Source organism: Planctomicrobium limosum (assembly GCF_051465645.1).
Taxonomy (GTDB): Bacteria; Planctomycetota; Planctomycetia; order Planctomycetales; family Planctomycetaceae; genus Planctomicrobium.
On the sequence record NZ_CP195790.1, the window covers coordinates 1,757,066 to 1,778,543 of the forward strand.

Annotated in this window: 10 protein-coding genes; 6 read left to right on the forward strand and 4 right to left on the reverse strand. The window is 52.5% G+C overall.

What is annotated here, in order from left to right:
* Positions 1–63 precede the first annotated feature (63 nt).
* From SH527x_RS06610 to SH527x_RS06620, 3 genes are all read right to left on the reverse strand, one after another.
* Positions 64–1,116, reverse strand: a complete 1,053-nt coding sequence (locus SH527x_RS06610; RefSeq protein ID WP_437193862.1) for a thioredoxin-disulfide reductase — start codon at positions 1,114–1,116, stop codon at positions 64–66.
* Positions 1,117–1,622: 506 nt separating this feature from the next.
* Positions 1,623–2,342 (reverse strand): hypothetical protein, encoded by a 720-nt coding sequence (locus SH527x_RS06615; protein WP_437193863.1) that lies wholly within the window; start codon positions 2,340–2,342, stop codon positions 1,623–1,625.
* A gap of 184 nt (positions 2,343–2,526) precedes the next feature.
* Positions 2,527–4,224 (reverse strand): hypothetical protein, encoded by a 1,698-nt coding sequence (locus SH527x_RS06620; protein ID WP_437193864.1) that lies wholly within the window; start codon positions 4,222–4,224, stop codon positions 2,527–2,529.
* A 660-nt stretch (positions 4,225–4,884) separates the two neighbouring features.
* Between SH527x_RS06620 and SH527x_RS06625 the strand changes: the two genes are divergently transcribed.
* The 6 genes from SH527x_RS06625 (at position 4,885) to SH527x_RS06650 (ending at position 12,105) form a co-directional block, all read left to right on the forward strand.
* On the forward strand, positions 4,885–5,841 hold the full coding sequence (locus tag SH527x_RS06625; RefSeq protein ID WP_437194595.1) for an AAA family ATPase: 957 nt from the start codon (positions 4,885–4,887) through the stop codon (positions 5,839–5,841).
* Between the two features lie 354 nt (positions 5,842–6,195).
* Entirely contained in the window at positions 6,196–6,771 is a 576-nt protein-coding gene (locus tag SH527x_RS06630; RefSeq protein ID WP_437193865.1) for a response regulator, read from the forward strand.
* 300 nt (positions 6,772–7,071) lie between these two features.
* Entirely contained in the window at positions 7,072–8,283 is a 1,212-nt protein-coding gene (locus SH527x_RS06635) for a sensor histidine kinase (protein ID WP_437193866.1), read from the forward strand.
* A 395-nt stretch (positions 8,284–8,678) separates the two neighbouring features.
* Positions 8,679–9,665 carry a deoxyhypusine synthase family protein gene (locus SH527x_RS06640; RefSeq protein ID WP_437193867.1) on the forward strand — a complete coding sequence of 329 codons (987 nt, stop codon included), beginning with the start codon at positions 8,679–8,681 and terminating at the stop codon, positions 9,663–9,665.
* A 114-nt stretch (positions 9,666–9,779) separates the two neighbouring features.
* On the forward strand, positions 9,780–11,078 hold the full coding sequence (locus tag SH527x_RS06645) for a lactate racemase domain-containing protein (protein ID WP_437193868.1): 1,299 nt from the start codon (positions 9,780–9,782) through the stop codon (positions 11,076–11,078).
* Positions 11,079–11,310: 232 nt separating this feature from the next.
* A complete protein-coding gene (locus SH527x_RS06650) occupies positions 11,311–12,105 on the forward strand; it encodes a DUF4198 domain-containing protein (protein WP_437193869.1) in 795 nt (264 codons plus the stop codon).
* A 27-nt stretch (positions 12,106–12,132) separates the two neighbouring features.
* Here the strand turns inward: SH527x_RS06650 and SH527x_RS06655 are convergent, their stop codons facing one another.
* Positions 12,133–20,880: a GH36-type glycosyl hydrolase domain-containing protein gene (locus SH527x_RS06655; RefSeq protein ID WP_437193870.1), complete on the reverse strand. Its 8,748-nt coding sequence runs from the start codon at positions 20,878–20,880 to the stop codon at positions 12,133–12,135.
* Between the last annotated feature and the right edge of the window lie 598 nt (positions 20,881–21,478).

Here is a 21,478-nt window from a genome sequence, read left to right on the forward strand (position 1 = left end):
TCTAATAAGGCATGGCTTATCCAATTGTAGTCACGTTCTTAAAACGCCGTTCAAGCTGGTTGCTTAGTGCACACCCTGCAGAGACAGCCAGCGTTCGCAATCGAGTGCTGCCATACAGCCTGACCCTGCTGCCGTGATGGCCTGACGATAGTTGTCATCGGCAACGTCACCCGCCGCGAAGACTCCTTCAACGCTCGTATTGGTACGAAATGGAACAGTCCATTTCAGATACCCTTTGGAATTCATCTCCAGCTGACCTTTGAGGAACTCTGTATTCGGAGTGTGACCGATCGCAGCGAAGTAACCGGCGACTTCCAGTTCCTCAGTCTTGCCGGCGTCGTCTGTGCCGCGAATTCGAACTCCCGTCACTCCGGACGCGTCGGTCCCGAGGACTTCATCAACAACAGAATTCCACTTCACTTCAATCTTCGGGTTATTGATAGCGCGTTCTGCCATCACTTTACTTGCCCGGAATGAATCGCGTCGGTGGACGATGTAGACCTTGGAACCGAACTTGGCCAGATAATCCGACTCTTCCATTGCCGTATCGCCGCCGCCAATGACCACCAATGGGCGATCACGGAAACGTGGCAACGCACCATCACACACTGCACAAGCGGAAACGCCCATGTTTTTGAAACGCTTCTCGGACTCGAGCCCCAGGTAGTTTGCTCGTGCCCCGGTCGCGATGATGATTGACTCTGCTTCGTAAGTGGCCCCGCCTGAAGTTTTCAGCTTGAATGGCCGCTTGGAGAAATCTACTTCAGTGACATCTTCCATCAATGTCCGGGTGCCGAAATTGACTGCCTGCTGGCGAATCAATTCCATCAACTCTGGTCCGCTGACGCCATGTTTCTGGTGCGGAGCCATCATCTGACGACGCTCTGCTGGCAACGCATTTTCAAGATAGGCGGAAAGATCCCCAGACGGGAATCCAGGGTAGTTTTCCACTTCTGTTGTAATGGCCAGCTGTCCCAGAGGAGGACGCCCCAGATCCCAGTTTTCCTGGGTCATTTCGCCTTCAATCACGAGAGGTTCAAGGCTTGCTCGAGCAGCATAGATTGCAGCAGACCATCCGGCGGGCCCAGATCCGATAATGATGACTCGTTCCGCCATACCCTATGCACTCCTTGAAACTGAAGAACTGAAATCGAAAGCAGACTCAATGTTCACTGTCGATGAAGACAGCAGTCAGGCAACCATTCCGGAAAACCTTGGAATGTCAAACTTGAAAACCAAGCTTCGACGGATCCCAAAGCCTTCCTGATTGTCACTGACCGTATTTGTCACGCTATTCTGGAAGCAAAGTTCCCGACACTGACATTCGATGCATCTCTGGTGGTCGACTTCAGTTGAAAGAACTCTCAACCGAATTTTCGCCCTGAGATTCACTCCGTTGCCAGTGCCAATTTGGTCAGGGAACCATAGCTGACAAGAGGGCTCCCTGACAATTGGGCAATTCAAGATCTTCCCAGCCCGCACGGATGACGACGCGACGGGCAAGCCTCATCTGATCTCATGTTACGACCAGGACCACTCCCGTCTCAACGCCGATTTTCTTCGTTCTGACTCGAGAAGTCACTTGGGAAAGTCGCCATCAAAGTCTCGCCACCTGAATGTTGCTATCTGATCTCCGCCGCCATCGACAGTCCAGTCCCGACATGCGGCAACGTTGATGCAAGTTCTTCTTTGTGAGCCGCGATGACATCAAGGCTTTCTTCAGACACCTGAGCCGTGAGCGCCAGAAATTCGGACAGAGCAATCAACTCTTCCAGAACGATCAGCTGCTGAGCCACCAGATCTGCATTCGCTGGGGAATCCTGCGATTCACTTCCATCCAGTTGGAGGAGTTTCAACGCGGATTCCGTGATGTTACGGTCAATCTGTTGCCGCGATTCCGGCGACCGCGCGCTTTCAAGCATTCCCTGAGCTGACCATGCTGAACTGAGTTTCAGCGAGAGGACTGCAAAAACTTCCGGTTCGAGATTCAACCGGCGAAACATCGAACTCAATCTGGCATCTTGTCGCCATTCCTGGCCCTGACGTTCTGGGCTCAGTGCGTCACGAATTGCCAGACGCAATTGACGAACCTGTTCCAGCAGCTTCGCGTTATGCCGTAATGATGGGAGATCCATACTTGAGAAGGGAGGCACTGTTTCACCAGGAAACTCCCGGACCACATCCAGAAACAATGCCACTTCCGCATGTGTTAATGGATGATCAAGTCGTACCTCAATATTCACCGCGACTGGCTGCTCGATCGGCGTCTGCCCACATCCTGCTCCCAGGCAGGCAATGGTCATTAACAGGCAAAGAGGTGAGTTCCGAATTCGATGTTTCATTGACCCCTCCTGCATTCGCAGCAACATTCCGCTTGCCGGACTTCCGGAGTTGATCCGGTCCACAAAAGCAGTATGTGGATATGAAATCACCCCGGCCAATTTGACCGGGGTGATTCGTGCTTGCCCCCCTAGGCTAAGCGTACACCAACAATTTCAATTTCAGACAACCGAGTGGCCGCACCACTTAGAATGTCCAGTTGAAACCGAAGTTAAACTGATTTGCCCACCAGCTGGACCGGTCAATGTTAATTTCCGGATACAGCGGGAAGCCCTGCCAGTTAATACTCTCTGATGGTCGAGCAACTTCACCCACCCACAGGAATGTGTAACCGATTCGGAACGTCGCATTCTCGAAGGCTGACATCTTTCGGAGAACCGGGACGACGTCGACGACATCGATATCCGCGTAAACCGATTGCTGAAAAACTGGTGAGACGTGCGTTGAGTTGCGTGAGGAATTGAACTCGGAGACAAACGCCGGATCCAACATTCGTGGGACCGCATATCCGCCGAATCGAGCATCATACAGTGGGTCGCCGATGTTGTTCCCGTACAGGTTGATCTCTTCGCTGTTTGCAGAGATACCGATGCTGGTTTCTCCCCAAACTTTGAACCCACCACGCTGTTGACCGAGGTCAAATCGGAAACCGATTTCAGGTCCGGCAATATGCGACTCAACAGAGTTATGCAAGCTGGCAGTGTACTGATCGTAAAGTCGAGTCAGAGATGTTGCGACAGGTCGGCCGGTACTGGCTGTTGCAGTGCTGCCAGTTCCTCCACCGGTTCCTCCCGTTGTGGTCGCACCGTTTACCTGATAGGTGAAACCGCTGTCCACACCGCGGAAGTCGAAAGTCTCTCCGATGTACTGATAGCGAATCCCCCACATTGGACGAAGCTTCATTGCATCGCCACGGTAGATCGATTGCTGGTAAATGTTGACATTCGCACCAGCAGCCTGGGTTGTCGCTTTGACACCGTAATAGACGTCGTACTTGGCTGTTGATCCCAGACCAAAGTTTGGTCCGATAGTATTCTGTCCGTTATAGAGCGGAATGTTTCCGTTCACTGGAGTCAGATTCTGGCCGCCCAATGCGGAAGTCAGAGACTGATTGACACGAATTCCATTGATGAACTCGTCACCCCGGCTGAACGAAGAGGTTCCTTCACCGCCCCACCAACCGACGACGGCAACCCCGGAATCATCTTCATTGAAGTATCCCAGTCGCCCTCGAATCCCCGCGTCAGTCCCGGGACTCCCCATGACTCGCGTATTGAAATTCGGGTACAGACGAGTTGAATTAGTGACATAGGTGCTTGCATCCGTATGCAAAGCAGGGAACGGAAACACCAACGGTGTGACTGTGTACCAACCAAGAGGTGGCGGTGTTGACGTCGTTGGAGACGGATACGTTCCGGCATAAGGCGGAACAGGCACGCCGTCCGGAGACGAAATGGAACCGTTCAGCCCCATGAAGCCATCCGACGGTGACCCGATCGCTGCATCGCCTGCGTTCTTATAAATTAACGCAATCGCTTCGATCGATCCTTCAACCGTCCGCTGGCGATACAGCAACTCACGGAACCAGAGGCCGCCGCGATTATAATGCTGCTCCTGACCCACATTCCCCGGATGAAACGGGCTGATCTGTGGCCAAGGCTGATACCCTTCAGGAATTCCCTGAGGGTAGATTGTTTGCGGATCGGTGTATCCACCAGCCGGCCCCGGCGCTGGATAAAAATCATATCCGCCACCGTATCCCCCCGGGCTCATCCCATCGTTATAGGGACCGCCCGCGTCTGGTGTTTGTCCGGAGAGGGGGGATTGGGAAGCCAGCAGCATTGCTGCACCCGCCACCGCTTTCATCCAGGGCTGAATCCGCATCAGTACGTCCTTGACTGGCTTGCCAAAACCGCTTCACGGTCGGCGATCGACGAGAAGGAATCCAAAATTCCTACAACACTCGTCCCGAAAAACCGCCCCGACTCAGGTAGACACGCAGTCACGTCGGACTCAAACAAGTCCATCTACCTGCTCCTTAAGAGCAAATTCCCGAGAACAAGCACCTGCCATCAACCCATCAATGGATTGCGACAGACCTTTTCCAAAATCACTTTTTCAGATCGTGCTCATCCGCCCACGCCCCTCACAGCGGGAACGGGGAGACGGTCCTGATTGAGTTATCGGAATGTCGATCAGTCAAACTGTACCGATTGTGCGCGTTACAATACGTTTTCCTGTTGTAATTGATTTGCGGCAGAATCCGCCTTTGATGAAAATGCCATTCCGGCAGACGTTTCCCTCTATCAACCAGTGCGCAGGTCACCTCTTTCACTATATATATAAGGGCGAAATGGCGTTGCCGTATTGCCGTACGCAGTTTCATCTTGGATGCGTCGGCGTTAGCATGGAGTCCTCTAGCCTGGAATCATCGCTGGAGAGACTGCCGGCCGTGTCTTTTTGAATGCAAAAGGAGTCCCCTTGGCTGCCGATCGCAAAGACTTCGACGACTTCCTTGAGAAATTCCGTCGACACCGCGAACTGATGATGGACGAGCTCCAGAAGGTTGTCATTGGGCAGGAAGCCGTTATTGAGCAACTTCTTGCTGCCATCTTCACCGGTGGACACTGCCTGCTGGTCGGGGTTCCCGGGTTGGCCAAGACACTGCTCGTCAGCACAATCGCACGAATCCTGGACGTCGAATTCAAGCGAATTCAGTTCACACCCGACCTGATGCCGTCAGACATCACCGGGACGAATGTGCTGGAAGAAACCGAATCCGGCCGTCGCGAGTTCCGGTTCATGCAGGGACCGGTCTTCACGAACGTTCTTCTCGCGGACGAAATCAACCGAACACCGCCCAAAACGCAAGCCGCTCTACTTCAGGCGATGCAGGAACACGAAGTCAGTGCGGGGCAGACAACATATAAGCTGCCAGATCCGTTTTTCGTGATTGCGACTCAGAACCCAATCGAGCAGGAAGGAACGTATCCCCTTCCGGAAGCACAGCTCGACCGATTCATGTTCAATGTGAAGGTCGAGTATCCAAATCTGGACGAAGAGGAACGGATTCTCGCGGCGACAACCCGAGGCGAACGTCCTGAAGTTCGAAAAGTCCTCAGCGCAAAATCGATTCAGTTCCTGCAAAAGCAAATCAATCAGATCGAAATCGCTCCGATCATCATCACGTATGTTGCGAGACTTGTTCGCGCAACTCGCCCCAAAGACTCAGGATCACCTAAGTTCATTCGTGAACTGGTGGATTGGGGTGCCGGGCCGCGTGCTGGCCAGTACCTTATTCATGGTGCTCGAGCCATGGCGGCTATGGACGGACGACCAACGATCTCGTTTGATGATGTACGTAAAGTGGCGATTCCTGTGTTGAGACACCGCATTTCCCCCAACTTCCAGGCTCAAGCCGAAGGTTTTGATACAGACGGCATCGTCACGAGGCTTTTACAGGAAGTTCCAGAACCTGCAATTCCGAAGTATCAGTCTTAATTTTGCCGAATTTACCCAGAATCTCCGGCCGATGACATGAGTACAAACAGGAGTCCCCTTTCGTTAGGTTCTTGCTACCCCGCATGTTAAGACCGGGAAAATGCGTCAAATATATCAATAAAGCTGATGAGACAACCCGCATTGACCGATTTCGAAAGATAGATACAATCGGTGTAGTTGGGTAAGCCGGTAAACTTCGCATTGCTGGCAGGACTCATAGTTTTGGTGAACTCTTCACGGACGAAGGCAACCGAAGCGAATCTTAGATCTCGGTGCGCCGTGAGTGCTCGGCTGCTGCAGCATTGACCTGAGGATAGGTTGACTGCGATAGCTGGAAGGGAGAATAGGAGCACGATGAAAACGGTCTTTACGACAGGCGAAGCAGCCAAGATCTGTAAGGTCAGCCAACAGACGATCATTCGCTGCTTTGACTCTGGTCAATTAAAAGGGTTCCGCGTTCCCGGATCGCGGTTCCGTCGCATTCCCCGGGATGTCCTTTATAAGTTCATGAAGGACAACGGCATCCCGACCGATGCGCTTGAAAGCGGTAAACGCAAAGCTCTGGTCGTCGATGATGATCGTGACTTGGTGGACTTGCTGAGAGATTCACTCGAAGCAGACGGACGATTTGAAGTCCGGTCCGCGAACAACGGCTTTGATGCCGGCATGATGGTCAAGGAATATCGCCCGGACATTATTTTCCTGGATGTGATGCTACCTGACATCAACGGGAAAGAAGTCTGCCAGCGCGTCCGCAGTGACCCATCTTTGGATGACGTCAAAATTCTCTGCATCTCCGGCATGGTTGAATCCGATCGGATTCAAGAACTCCGCGATGCAGGTGCGAACGACTTCGTTCAGAAGCCATTCGAAATTGAAACTCTGATTCAACGGGCCTGCCGCCTGCTGGATCTCGAAGTTTCGAAGTAGAGTTCTCTCCCTTGATCGGGAACATGAGAAATATCGTCGGCTGCGCCAGAAATGGCGCAGCAGATAGGTATTCTTTCATTCCATATCGAGCCACCTTCTATCAACTGCTTGTGCATTCCTGCACCATTTGACTGATGTAAGCTCTCTGTCATTCACAACCTCTCGGAATCAATCTGTCTGAACACGCCTTTACGGCTGCGCAGTTTTGATCGAAACTGGTTGAATTCGACACGTCTTTACCGTGATTCCTGAGCTTACTCACCGGTGCTCATTCAATTCATTGAGAGTGGATGCAAGGGCATGACGTCGGACAGTTCTGATCCCCGACGTAGTGAGCCTCTAGTCAGTCCGACACAGCTTCTCGAACGATGCCCGCCTTGGCTCGGAGCTGAAAAGATCGCTCTGGAATTGCTGACGGCGTGGTCTCACAATTTCTCATTGAATCGATGCCTGCTGCTCTGGTCGATCCCGCATCTCGGCGAGATTCAGGGCGCAGTCCAGACGACATCTTCTGAAACGCTTTCCCCGTTCAGTTTCGCCTGCGGAAGTATCTCGCTTCAGCAGACAACCGTCTCCAACTGTTGGGGAATTTGCTTCCCGCCGCTGACTTCCTTCCTCAAAGCCATTGAGGAGTTGAACCAGTTGCGATCAGGCGACGAAACATGGATCTGGCACACCGTTCAGGTTGCCACAGAGGCTGGCATTCCTGAGATCGCGATTGCACTTCCTGCAGAATTCGGATCCGAGTTGAATCACGAGTGGCTGTCAATGACAGGGACGCTACTCACATGGGCCATTCGATTTCAGCACGAATTACAGACTCAGAAACTGGAATCGTTGGCCGAATACTCAGCCGGTGCTGGCCACGAGATCAACAACCCTTTGGGGAGCATCATCGGACGCACGTCACAACTGTTGAAGGAAGAGAGCAACCCGGAACGGAAGCGAGCTCTCGAAAATATCGGTGCTCAGGCGTATCGGGTGCGAGATATGATCGGCGACACGATGTCATTCGCCCGACCTCCGCTTCCGCGAAAGGAAACTCGCTCTCCGGCTGCCATTCTGAACACGGTTCTCGGTCGCTTTCAGTCTGATTTCGAACAGCAGAACATTCTGTGTTCCGTGAAAGCGTCGCAGGATTTTCTGGCAGACGTCGATCGGCACCAGATCGAGATTGTCTTCTCCGAACTTATCCGAAATTCGCAGTTTGCCATCTCGTCGATGCCTTCCCAAGAACGCGGGAGTATTGAAATTGAGTTCAGTGCGGAATCGCGTACCGATCGCGATGGAATCCGCATCGACTTTAAAGACACCGGCCCGGGACTGGATCCGATTCAACGTCTGCACGCCTTCGATCCGTTCTACTCCGGTCGACAAGCTGGCCGCGGACTGGGCTTCGGCCTCTCTAAATGCTGGCAAATCCTCCGACTTCATGGCGGTTCGATCGAAATTCTGCCCCAGCAGAGTCCCGTTATCCTACGTCTATGGCTCCCGGCATCACCGGCTGAGTAAGACACTCCGAGAACGATAGAGGAACCAACGCAGGTTCCGTATCGGTTGTCTTCAAAAAGCTGACACTGAAATCCGCATCACTTGTACCAAATTTCACGCTCCCAGCATTCTCAGTGAAAGCAGTGCATCAATCTCTATCGATACGGGTTTGAACGCATGAAATGCAGAGCAATATGTGTTCTAATAACGTGTTGGAATCGAACCGGATTTCTGATTCGATCATTCCCATGTCTTTTGCAATCTCATGTGATTTCAGGCACTTCATCGAATTGCGGAGTTGCCAATTGTTGCTGACATTTTCATCCGGCGAAACCGGCTTGAGACGGCAGCAATTCTGAATCATGTGATTTCGCAAACGTCTCCTTCTCTTCCTTCAGATACAACTTGACGGATACATGAGCAAGCAGCCTGCTGGCCCAATTACACAATTCATCCATCATCACTACCGGCACTTCAATGCCGCCGCTCTGGTTGACGCGGCCGATGCCTACTCCGCCCACATGGACGCCGGAGGCAAGATGATGATCACTCTGGCAGGCGCCATGAGCACCGCAGAGCTCGGGCTCTCTCTTGCTGAAATGATTCGACAGGACAAAGTCCAACTGATCTGCTGCACAGGGGCAAATCTGGAAGAAGACGTCTTCAACCTGGTCGCCCATGACTATTACGAACGAGTTCCGCATTACCGAACTCTGTCGACTCAAGAAGAAGTAGATCTTCTGAACCGACACATGAACCGAGTCACCGACACATGCATCCCTGAAGGGGAAGCGATGCGTCGAATGGAAACGGCCATGATCGAAGTCTGGACCAAGGCCGATCAAGCTGGCGAACGTTTCTTCCCTCACGAGTTCTTCTATCAGGTCCTGCTGAGCGGTAAGTACCAGGAGTACTACCAGATTGACCCGAAGAACTCCTGGATGCTCGCAGCGGCCGAAAAGAATCTGCCGATCATCACACCGGGATGGGAAGACTCCACGCTCGGAAACATGTACGCAGCTGCCGTCATTCGAGGTGACGTGAAGAACGTTCATACCGTTCGAACCGGCATCGAATTCATGACATGGTTCGCCGATTTCTACACAGAGATCACCTCTGACTCCACACTGGGAATGTTCCAGATTGGCGGGGGAATCGCTGGTGACTTCCCGATCTGCGTGGTGCCGATGCTCCATCAGGATCTGCAGCGAACTAACGTTCCACTCTGGGGATATTTCTGCCAGATCAGCGATTCAACGACCAGCTACGGCAGCTACTCCGGCGCTGTTCCGAATGAGAAGATCACTTGGGGGAAACTGGGAGCCGAAACTCCTCGGTTTATCATCGAGTCTGACGCAACCATCGTTGCGCCACTGGTCTTCGCCAGTATCCTGAACTGGTAATCGTCGCACAAAAGACATCTCTTATCAGCAATCTGAGATGCAGACTGTCACGCATGCATCTCAGATTGCTCAAGCGAACATTTTGATCAACTGAATTGTCCTGGAAGGTCTCCCATGCCTTGGATTTCCGAAGTCTCTCCTCATATCACTCACGATCGCTTGCACGAACTGATGGCTGAAGCAGTCGCTGAAGCTCGTCGTCGCCTTGGACCGAATCCACGCCGCGTTTTGCTGCTTCCGCCAGACATCACACGCGCTCACGCTTACGTCGGAGCGCTGACGGAAACGCTGTACAACCTTCTGAAAGATGAAGCCGATGTCCACGTGATTCCGACTCTCGGCCAGCACGTTCCACACACTCCAGAGCAGAACACCTGGATGTTTGGTTCGATCCCGGAAGAGAAGATCCACGCTCATGATTGGCGCGATGGATCAGTTCAGATTGGCGTCATTCCAGTCGAGCAAGTCAAAGAAGCCAGCGGCGGACTTGCTGATTGGGAGATCCCAGTCGTTCTCAACAAGATGCTGATTGAAGAAGAATGGGACTGGATCATTAACATCGGTCACGTCGTTCCACACGAAGTGCTCGGGTTCGCGAACCACAACAAGAACTACTTTATCGGCGTGGGCGGCAAAGATATGATCTGCGCTGCACACATGATGGCAGCCACCTGCGGGATCGAGAACAACCTCGGGAACCTGATCACTCCATTGCGTGCTCTGTTCAACTGGGCTGAAGACAAGTACCTGACTCACCTGAAGGACTTCTATATTCAGGTCGTCATGGCTCGGGATGAGCATCAGGAACTGGTTCACACCGGTTGCTTCATCGGTGACGATCTCGACACCTATCTCGATGCCGCCAAGTTGTCTCGCGAGCAGAATATCACTGCATTCGACAAGCCACTGAAGAAAGTGGTCTGCGTTATGCAGGGCGATGAATTCTTCAGTACCTGGGTTGCGAACAAAGCCATTTACCGTACTCGTATGGCCATGGCAGACGGCGGCGAACTGCTGATTCTCGCCCCTGGTCTGAAGCGGTTTGGTGAACAGGATGACGTCGACGCACTGATCCGCAAGTACGGTTATTGCGGCACTCCAAAGGTGCTGGAGCAGTATGCGTTTCAGGAAGACATGATCGATCTGGCGCACGCCACCGCCCACCTGATTCACGGGTCATCCGAAGGCCGATTCACAATTCGATATGCTCCTGGTCACCTGACCAAAGAAGAAATCGAACAGGTGAACTTCGAGTACGCCGACCTCGCTGAAATGTGGAAGCGATATACACCAGACCAGTTGCAGCAAGGCTGGAACAAGACTGCCGATGGGGAAGAATTCTTCTTCATCCCAACACCGTCAGCCGGTCTCTGGGCAACGACAGAAAAACTCTACAGCGCCCGCAAAGACTAAATCAGGACTGTTCCAGATGACCTGAGGACACGTCACGAGTTGAACAACGAACAATTGCTCAACTTGCATCTCCTCACAGGTGATCAGGCAAAATTGCGACACAATGCCCGGCCGCATACGTTTTTGTATGCGGCCGGTTTTATAGAGTCGCTCGCATCTTTGAAGTCTCCGCACAGCAACCGTCTCACTGGCTGCAATCCTGCTTTCGACTGAACTGAACGGGAGAATGAACATGCACGGGCTTCGAGTTCTCATCTGCCTGATTCTGACAAGCAGCGTTTCACTCGCACACGATACCTGGGTTGAAACCAATACCAGTGTGATTCGTACTGGCGATGCGATTCTGATTGACCTGAAACTCGGGAACCATGGTAACGACCATCGAGATTTCAAACTTGCAAGCAAGTTGAAGCTGGATGGATCCTCATTGAATATCATTCTCCCCAGTGGTGTGAAACTCGACCTGTTGCCGCGTCTGAAGGATGTCGGATACGCTCCAGACGAAGGCTACTGGACATGTCGCTTCACAGGTTCCTATGCCGGCACGTACCTTGTTTCACATAAGTACGACAACATTGTCCGCCACGGGAAAACCGTTCGTTCAATCAAGAGCGCCAAGACCTTCTTCCTTGCTGGCGTCCTGCTCGACAAGCTCAAGGACCCGAGTGAAGTCTGGAAGCAACCGACTGGCGATGCACTGGAAATCGTGCCGGTCTCTCACCCTGTCCTCTTCACCGGGCCGGGCCTGCCGATTGAGGTCAAACTTCTCTGGAAGGGGGAACCGCTGGCAAACACCAAGGTCTCTTTTATTCCTCAAGGAGTCGACCTGAAGGAGGGCTTTGACGAGACATACGAACGCATGACATCCACCAATGGCATGGCCTCATATACTCCAAAGTCCGGGAACCGCTATCTGATTGTCGCCCACCTGAAACGGGATGATGAAAAGACCGAGGAGTACGCCTCGACTTCATACTCGGCGACGCTTCAGTTGCTTATTCCTGAAGTCTGCCCCTGCTGCGAGTAGGTGGATTTGGGAAAACATGCTCAAACATTACTCGTTGATTTCCAGTACGACTTCATGTTCGACTCTGTCGTCCTGAAGCACAATGAAGTCCTCTGAAACGGCAGCGCCATCGAGGCTCAGCGTTCTGTTGCTCCCACCAGGATGATTTTGATTGATGGTGATGTGATAGAACGTCTCGCGATAGCGGTAGTGGATCTTGAAGTTCTTCCAGTCAACCGGGAGCTTCGGCGCGATTCTTAACTTATCGCATTGCAGCGACAGCCCCAGCAGCGACTCGACAATCAACCGATACAGCCACCCCGCCGAGCCGGTGTACCACGTCCACCCTCCGCGCCCAGTATGCGGATTGACTCCATAGACGTCTGCGGCAATGACATACGGTTCAACACGGTAGAGAAGCCTGTCGTCACTTGTTGCCCCGTGAGAAATCGGGTTAATGAGTCTGAACAGCTCCCAGGCACGTTCTGTCTCTCCTAATTCTGCAAAGGCCATCACCGTCCAGATGGCACTGTGGCTGTATTGCCCGCCATTCTCGCGGACACCGGGGACGTAACCTTTGATGTACCCGGGGTTCAGGTCCGACTTATCAAACGGCGGATCCAGCAACAGAATCAATCGGTCCTTCCTCTTCACAAGCTTGTCGTTCACGCTGTCCATCGCCATCTTGGTTCGCTCTTGCGTTCCGGCTTTGGAGAGAACGGACCAGCTTTGCGAGATCGCATCAATTCGGCATTCCTGGTTCTGAGCCGATCCCAATGGTGTCCCATCATCAAAGTAAGCGCGGCGATACCATTCACCATCCCAACCATGTCTCTCGATGTTTCCGCGCAGACGCCCCGCTTCGACGTTATAGCGATCGGCAAGCGTCACATCGCCTCTCTGTCGGGCAAGATTCGAGAACTGAGTTAATACATGAAACAGGAAAAAGCCCAGCCAGACGCTCTCCCCTCTTCCATGTTGTCCGACGAGATTCATCCCGTCATTCCAGTCACCGCACCCCATCAGCGGTAAGCCGTGTTCGCCAAATTTCAAACCAAAATCAATCGCTTTCACACAATGCTCGTACAAGGTTCCCTGTTCTTCTGAAACCTGCGGCAAGTCATAGTACGACTCTTCGTCATCACGTAACGGACGGGAAATCAGATACGGAACCCTTTCGTCCAATACTCCGGTATCACCTGTACTGGCAACGTAACGACACGTGGCCAACGGCAACCATAAGTAATCGTCCGAGAAGTGGGTCCGCACTCCACGCCCCACCGGAGGATGCCACCAGTGCTGAACATCCCCTTCGATAAACTGACGACTTGACGCCCTCAAAAGATGGTCACGCAGGATCTGAGGTTCGGCATAGATCAATGCCATCGCGTCCTGAAGCTGGTCTCGAAAGCCAAAGGCGCCACCGGATTGATAGAATCCAGAACGTGCCCACATGCGGCAAGCTAACGTCTGATAGACTAGCCAGCCGTTCACCAGATAATTGACCGACGCATCTGGAGTTTCGAGATGCACGACACCCAGCGTTCGACTCCAATAATCCCAGACCCGTTCAATTGATCGGTGCGCAACTTCAACCGAGCGGAACTTCTGGGAAAGCATTCGCGCTTCCCCTGCCCCACGAGCGGCCCCGACAGTGAACGTGATAATTCGCTCGCTTCCATCCGCCAGCGAGAACGGCGTCTGAATTGCGGCACACGGATCGTACCCCGCTCCCACCTGACCGGAGAGACGCACACGCCGCATTGCGTCCGGTTTGGCGAGGCTTCCGTTTCGTCCAAGAAACTCCCGCCGGTCGCCAGTGATCGTTCGGTTTGCTTCACTGCAATTCATGAAGGCAACTCGATCGTTGAACTCCTGACTGTAAACATTGTGCGCAAGAATTGCCCCGCTGCTGGTGTCTGATTCTGTCACGACATGGAGCAGCAATTTACTGCGAATGTCGCCCAGTACGAGTTCCCAATAGGCCGTCGCCGAGAGATATCGAGTTCTGCCGGAATGGTTATGGACCTTCAACTTGTAGAACTTGACCGGAGAATCAATATCGACGTAAACACAAAGCTCCGTCGTGATTCCTCCTTCCGTATAGTCAAAGATGCTGTAGCCGAACCCGTGACGTGAGACGTATGAATTCTTGCCGCGAGCAGGGAGTGGAGTCGGTGACCAGAAATGCCCGGTCTCTTCATCACGAAGGTACATCGCTTCGCCGCTGATGTCCCCGACAGCGTCATTATTCCAGGGGGTGATACGGAACTCGTGGCTGTTCTCCGCCCAGGTGTAAGCCGCTCCGCCTTCTGAGATGACTGTTCCAAATTGAGCATTCGCAATGACGTTCACCCAGGGCGCTGGAGTCGTCTCCCCTGGATTCAAGATCATCACATACTCGCGTCCATCGTGGCTAAAGCCTCCAATTCCATTGAAGAATGCCAGATCGCGATGCGGAGGTGGATCGGGAGTCTCGGAAACGACGTGCCCGAGCACCGGCTTGAAATAGGGGATCGAATTGACCACCTTGGGACGACGTGTGGCCTGCTCGGCAATTGTGCCGCGATCATCCATCAAGACGACGCGAGCGACCGCTTGCAGCAATGCACGGTCATCGTCGGACATCTGTTCGCCGCGACGAATGAAGACTCCCCCTGGACGATCAATCAAAGACGCTTCAGAACTGGCCGCAACGATATCGACAATGACATCCTGCAGCGTCTGGCGATAAACAGAATCGTCTTCATTCCAGATCACGAGATCGACAGACAATCCTTTATGTCGCCAGTAGCTGTGTGCCAGAACCGCTTGCCGGACAAGCTCAATCTGCTCTCCATCACGAATTCGAACGAGAGCGATAGGCAGGTCGCCAGAGATCCCATAACCCCAAAGACCAGATTGACCTTTCCGATTTCGCATAAGCACACTGGCTTTGGCCCGATGCAACGCTGACGGATAGATGATCGACGAAGCCAGTCGCCCATACACCTGAGCATCGGCTTCTGTCGCACCAATCTGTTGCAGCAGGATATGACTATGGGTCCAGGCCAGATCAAAGACACGATCCGTCAGGTGGTGGTCAGCATTTCTGATAGTCAACGCTTCAATGGCCGCACGAGATTCCGCGACTGCAGTGACGATATCAATTCGCACCGACTGATTCGGTTCAATCTGCACCGTCTTACGAATCGCAATGATCGGGTCAAGTACCGGTCCTTCGGTATTCGAAAGTGGCTTGATTCCATCAAACGCGGCGGGGGACGCGACCGATCGTTGACGTCCGAGGAACTTCATTCGATCTGTTTCGTACGAAGTCTCTCCAACCACCTTGCCATGCACATTCATCAGATGAGTGAGCCAGGGAGGGTGTTCATCCGCTGATCGGGGACGTCGCGTACAGAAGATCGCATTTCGATCGGGAACAATCTCCGTTTGAACAAACAGATTGCTGAAAGCCGCGTGCGCCTCATCCTGAGCTTGCGGGGCAAGCACGATGTCAGCATAGGTCGTGACTTCAATTGTCCTGACCTTGTCAGAGAGATTGGTCAGTGTAATACGACGCAACTCGACATCGTCTTCCGGCGAGACGCTGATCTGGGTGTACGTTTCGATCTCATAGTCAATGCGTCGGAACTCGGCGCGTGACTGCGTGAAGATTGCCTCATAGCCGGTGGTTGCAGTCACCGTTGGCTGCCAGGTATTCGACCAGAACTCTCCGCTGTCCACATCGCGGAGATAGCAGAACGCCCCTTTTCGATCACATGTCGTATCTTCCCTCCAGCGCGTCACCGCAATATTTTGCCACCGGCTATAACCACCGCCGGCATTCGAGACAGCAACGTGATACCTCCCGTTTGAAAGCAGGTGAACAGCAGGAATCGATGTATTCGGGTCGGTAATCACCCGCATTCCACCACCCTCAGCGGCAGATGCAATATGTGTGACACTCGCTTCAGTCGCATGTGGAAATACTGGTACGCTGGCTTTGGGAACACGTTCCTGCAGTAGTAGTTCTGCCGATCGAAATGTGGGATCGGAGACGAACCGCCGCTGCATTGGCTTGTTCAACAACAGGTAAGCCAGCGAAAGAAACGACATTCCCTGATGATGCGCCATGAACTGACGGACAATGACATGGAACATTCCCGGTGGGATTCGTGACGGCGTGTAGTCAATCGCCTCATAGAATCCGTACTCACCTTGGAATCCCTCGCCAGCCAAGCGCTCCAGATTCTGACACGCCTCTTCCGGTTCCACCATCAGCGCCAGTGCGGTGGCATAAGGGGCGATCACGATGTCTTCGGCAAGTCCCCGTTTGAGACCAAGTCCCGGGACTCCAAATGCGCGATACTGGTAAGTCTTGTACTGGTCGATGAGGTTGTATCCGGACTCTGAAATTCCCCACGGAACTCCACGTCGCCGACCATATTCAATCTGTCGCCGGACAACCGCACGACATGTCTGATCAAGTAACGTATTTTCGAAATTTGGCATCACAAGTAACGGCATCAGGTACTCGAAAATTGAGCCGCTCCAACTCAGCAGTGCGGGAAGATGCCCTTCCTTCGTTAATAGACGCCCTAATGCAAACCAATGTGATTGATCAAATTCCCCCTGAGCGACAACGATGTAGCTGGCCAAACGGGCTTCAGATGCCAGCAGGTCATAGCAGCTCACATCGTGTCGCCGCTCACTGACGTTGTACCCGACTCTGAAGAGGTCTCTGGACTTGTTGTACAACAGTTCAAAGTCCATGTCTGCCAGATCATTGCAGGTCGAAACAAGCTGATTGTAGGTTTCAATCCGCATGATGCAGTTGTCCGACGCTCTGGTAAGACTCTCAAGCAACTGCTCGAACCAGCTGTTCATCTCAGGCGAAGCAAACTCAGGCATTGCTTCCAGTCTGCTAATTACCTTCTCTCTCAGATTGGCAACCTCCTGCAACGTTGCAGTCTGATCGAGCTGTTCCAACGCTTCACAGATCTGGAACCAGTTTCCTGCCATGGGCACAGAATCGGATTGACAGAAAAACTTGGGAGGCGTCGGCATTAACACCCAGCAAGCCAGACTTTGCAGATCAGCGAGTTGATTACGACAACAACGAGAGTAGGTCGCCGTCCACCACGCGAGATCGGTTCCCGCCTCGGCTCGCATTTCCATTTCCTTCGCTGCCGTATTCAATCTGGTCAGGAGAGAATTGGCCGCGTTCAAAGAAGTTGGGCGAGCGCGCAGTTCATCAAGTTGCCGTTCAACAATTCTGATGATCTCGTAATTTGCCCCATTGGAATTTGATTCCTTTACGACGTCGTGCAGCACAAACAGCGTTTCCTGCATTCCCTGAAAGAGTCGCGGCGACAAGATTGGCGACTCACGCAATTCCAGAAATCCATTCTTCAACACCAGAAGATTGGCGACCAGATTTCCACTATCCACCATCGATACATAGTGCGGATTCAACGGGACCAGAGTTCGTGTGTCATACCAGTTATAAAAGTGCCCCTGATATCGTTCCATTCGCGAGAGTGTTGAAAATGTTCCCTGAACACGCGCGATCATCTGACTTGCAGAGCAGTACCCGAAATCGTACGCCGCCAGTTCAGAGAGGAGCGCCATCCCGATATTCGTCGGGCTCGTTCGGTGCGCAATGACTGTTCCTGAATTTTGAGAGACGTTATCTGGAGGCAGCCAGTTTTCTTCCTGAGTGACAAACTCTTCAAAGAATCGCCACGTTTTACGAGAAAGAACCGCCAGAAAGCGAAGCTGCTTCTCTGACAGCTTCGGAACTCGACGTTGGATCGGTTGACTGATACGCCATGTAATCAGCGGAGCAGCGGCCCAGACAAGAATCAATGGGCCTACGATCACAATCGTACTGGGAGTATACACAGCAAGGAGAATGAGCGAGCCTGCAGCAATCACTGGTGCCGGCGCCATCTGTCGATAGGTTCCGAGCAGGCTCCCATCTGTCGTTCGTTCCGCATCGCTCGCGGTTCGCCATTCCAACAGTTTGCGCTTCGACCAGAACATTCGAAATAACGTCCGGCCGATTGCGTCCGCGTTGCAGAATGCTTCATACGGCAGTTGTGCCAACTCCAGCACTCTCAAGTAGAACTGCCGTCTCAATGCAGCAAAGGTAAATCGCAGATGGATCTTCAATGGAAGATTGATCGGCTTTCGAACACTGTCTGTTACGAAATCGACAACGAGTGGCATGAACGTGACGACGGCAACGAGAAGAAGTGAGATTCCAGCAATGGCTGTCGAACATGCCCATGACGCCAGCAGCAACAGCATTGTGAAAATCGGGACGACACTGCGTCGCAGGTTATCGAAGATCTTCCACCGAGAGAGGAGCGAGAGCGAATTGCGTGTAGCCTTCCCTTCGCGATCAACAATCCACGGCAAGATCCATCGAGCGATCTGCCAGTCACCGCGCGTCCACCGATGACGCCGGGACATATCTGCGAGGTAACTGGACGGGAAATCTTCAAACAGTGTGACATCACTGAGCAAGCCAGATCGTGCGTACGCTCCTTCGATCAGATCGTGGCTGAGAATCGTGTTCTCAGGGAAGTTTTCACAACTGCGTTCGAAGGCTTCAATGTCGTAAATCCCCTTACCGATATACGAACCTTCTGCCGCGAGGTCCTGATACAGATCCGAAACAACTCGGGTGTACGGGTCGATTCCGGGATCGTCTGTGTTCATTCGGGCGAAGCGTGACTTCAACGCACTCGGCAGACTGATCCCCACCCGCGGTTGCAGGATTCCGTATCCTTTTACGACCCGTCCCTTCTTTGCATTAAACACGGGTCGATTGAGAACATGAGCCAGAGATCCCACCATTTCAAACGCTGCGTCTCTTGGCAACTGAGTATCGGTATCCAACGTGATGACGTATCGAGCACCACGGAGCGCATCGATATCACCAACCACATTTGAAAATCGTCCAGTCCTCCCCTGCAACGTCGCATTCAGGTCAGCAAGCTTCCCGCGTTTGCGTTCATAGCCCATCCAGACCCCTTCCTGTTCATTCCATTGACGTCCTCGATGGAACAAATAAAAGCGGTCGTTGCAATCATCCCCGTACTTGTCATTGAGCCGCGTAATTCCCTCAGAGATCAGTCGAACAAGTTCGTCGTCGCCTGGGAGTAACTCTTGATCAGCATCGACGAAATCAGTGACAAGCGCAAAGTGCAGACAGGGATCCTGGTTTGCCAGAAACCGTACTTCCAATGAATCGAGCAGACGTTCGATTCCCGCAGCGCCTGTCAGCATCGTAGGAACAGCGACTACAGTTCGGTGCTCTGATGGAATTCCGTTTTCGAAGTCCATTCGAGGAAGGGGTTCAGGTCGCAATAACTGCGAACCAACCCAGTTCGCCAAAGAAACTCCCAGACTCGACGCTGCCAGCAAGGCCCCCACAGTCAGCAGAGCGAACATCTCCCCACTCATCGGGTAAAAACTGAGCGCAAAGAGATATGCTCCAAGAGTAATCCCAGTCACAGCAGCGACTGCAAAGAGATAGCACCCCAACGGGGCGAAGCGACGAATCTTGTCAATAATGACAGTGAACGAACGGCTCATTTGAACGGCACGTTCCAACTCCAGACGGCCATCATCAATGAGGAAGTAACCTAAATGTGACGACCTCGCAGCTGCATCAAGACGACAGGAATCTTCAGCAAGCTGCACTGTCTTCCTGGCGACATCATACTCACTGTACTTGCTGCGACGAGCGATCGCTTCGACAGCGTGTCGATAACGATCCCGGGTGGCGAAGTCCATCTTCTGATAGACTCCTACTGGATCGTCGGACAATGCTTTTTCAACAATGCTGTGCTTCTCGACAAAGTCTCGCCAGTTGGAAGCGTCGATAAATCGTAGACTTCCAATGCTGTTTCCAATGGAGACCTGATCAGCGGCCTGTGCCTGCGTTTCAACTGAAATCAGATGTTCCGTAGTCAGTCCCTGTTCTGTTAATCGATGCTCCAACCACGAATTCAACAAGGAAAAAATGGGATTCTGACCTTGTATGTGTCGAGTGAGCTCAGAAATGAAGGCTCCTGACAGCGGCGGCTTGGAGCGCGCCATATCCGCGAGCACCAGAATCAGATCGCTCGGGTGATCCTCAACAACGTGAAACACCTGCTCTGCCCATTGAGTTGCAAGATCACGATCATGTCGAGCAGAAGCAATGCGTTTGGCGACGCGTCTCAGATTCTCAATCAATGCAAGTTGCAGCATCAGCGGCAACGCCCACAACTCGCCGAGTTTCAGATTCTCAACTTCCTGATAGGACGAAATAAACTCGTCCAGACTTGCCATATCAATGTGACCATCAAGATGAGTGATGATCTCCAATGCAATCGAATACACGCGTGGAAGCCCGGCGAGTTTCCCGTCAACAAGATGTGGCAGCTGCCTGCTATACGAAGGCGGAAACATCCTGCGAATGGACCGGATCTGCTCTTCAATCAGGTAGAAGTTATCGATCAGCCATTCTGCGGCAGGTTCAACACGACGATCCTGACTCGCTGCCGATTCGACAAGGTCGTACGTGTCCAACAGAATTTTTTCGTTCTCTGAAAGACGTGAAAGCAGCTGATTTCGAATACGCCCTACAGTTGTGCGATGAGCGGCAGCAAGAACCTTTGCATGTCGTTCTAGTTGATCCAGACTGAACAACTCATCTCGTAGCGGCAGTTCATTATTTGATTGTGATTTGGTTTCTGAAGAAGCCTGACGCTTCAATAGTTTGAGAACTCTTGGAGAAATTTCAGAAACAGGCACGCTGTTCTTCCTTTCAAAAGCTTCGTAGACCGATCAGGTCAACCACATCGTCACACAATCACAGCGTCACCTGATGAGATACGAGCTTCATGACACTGATCTCACCACTTCGATTCAGATTTCAACCTGCCTCTCTGATGCATCGAAACACAACTCAACAGAGAAGATTCAGGGTGTGTTGAATGCAAGTTGCATTCTCCCGGTTCATTCCTTGCTTAGGGAAAGAACCGCTCTCAAATCACATCAAGCTCAAATGTAGTGACCAAACACAGGAAGTGAGACAGAACGGTCAGGCTGACTGATCCATCCCACACATCAACGGAAGGAGAGTGATCGAACGAATTGCAGTTCATTGACTTCAATCACGCACACTGAAGCAGCAGACACAGAGAGCGAAGTCCGTAGTCCGAAACAGAATCCATAAGTCCACGATACCGCAGCGCATCCGTTTGACCACCCCTGAATTTACAGAGTGTCGCACGGGAAGCATTTTGCGCATGGTCACTGGAAGTGAGATGCATCTAGAGTGAGGAGCATCTGTACGATTCAGAAGTCGCGTTCGAACTCATCGGTCCGACGATAAAGAAGAAAGCAGTTT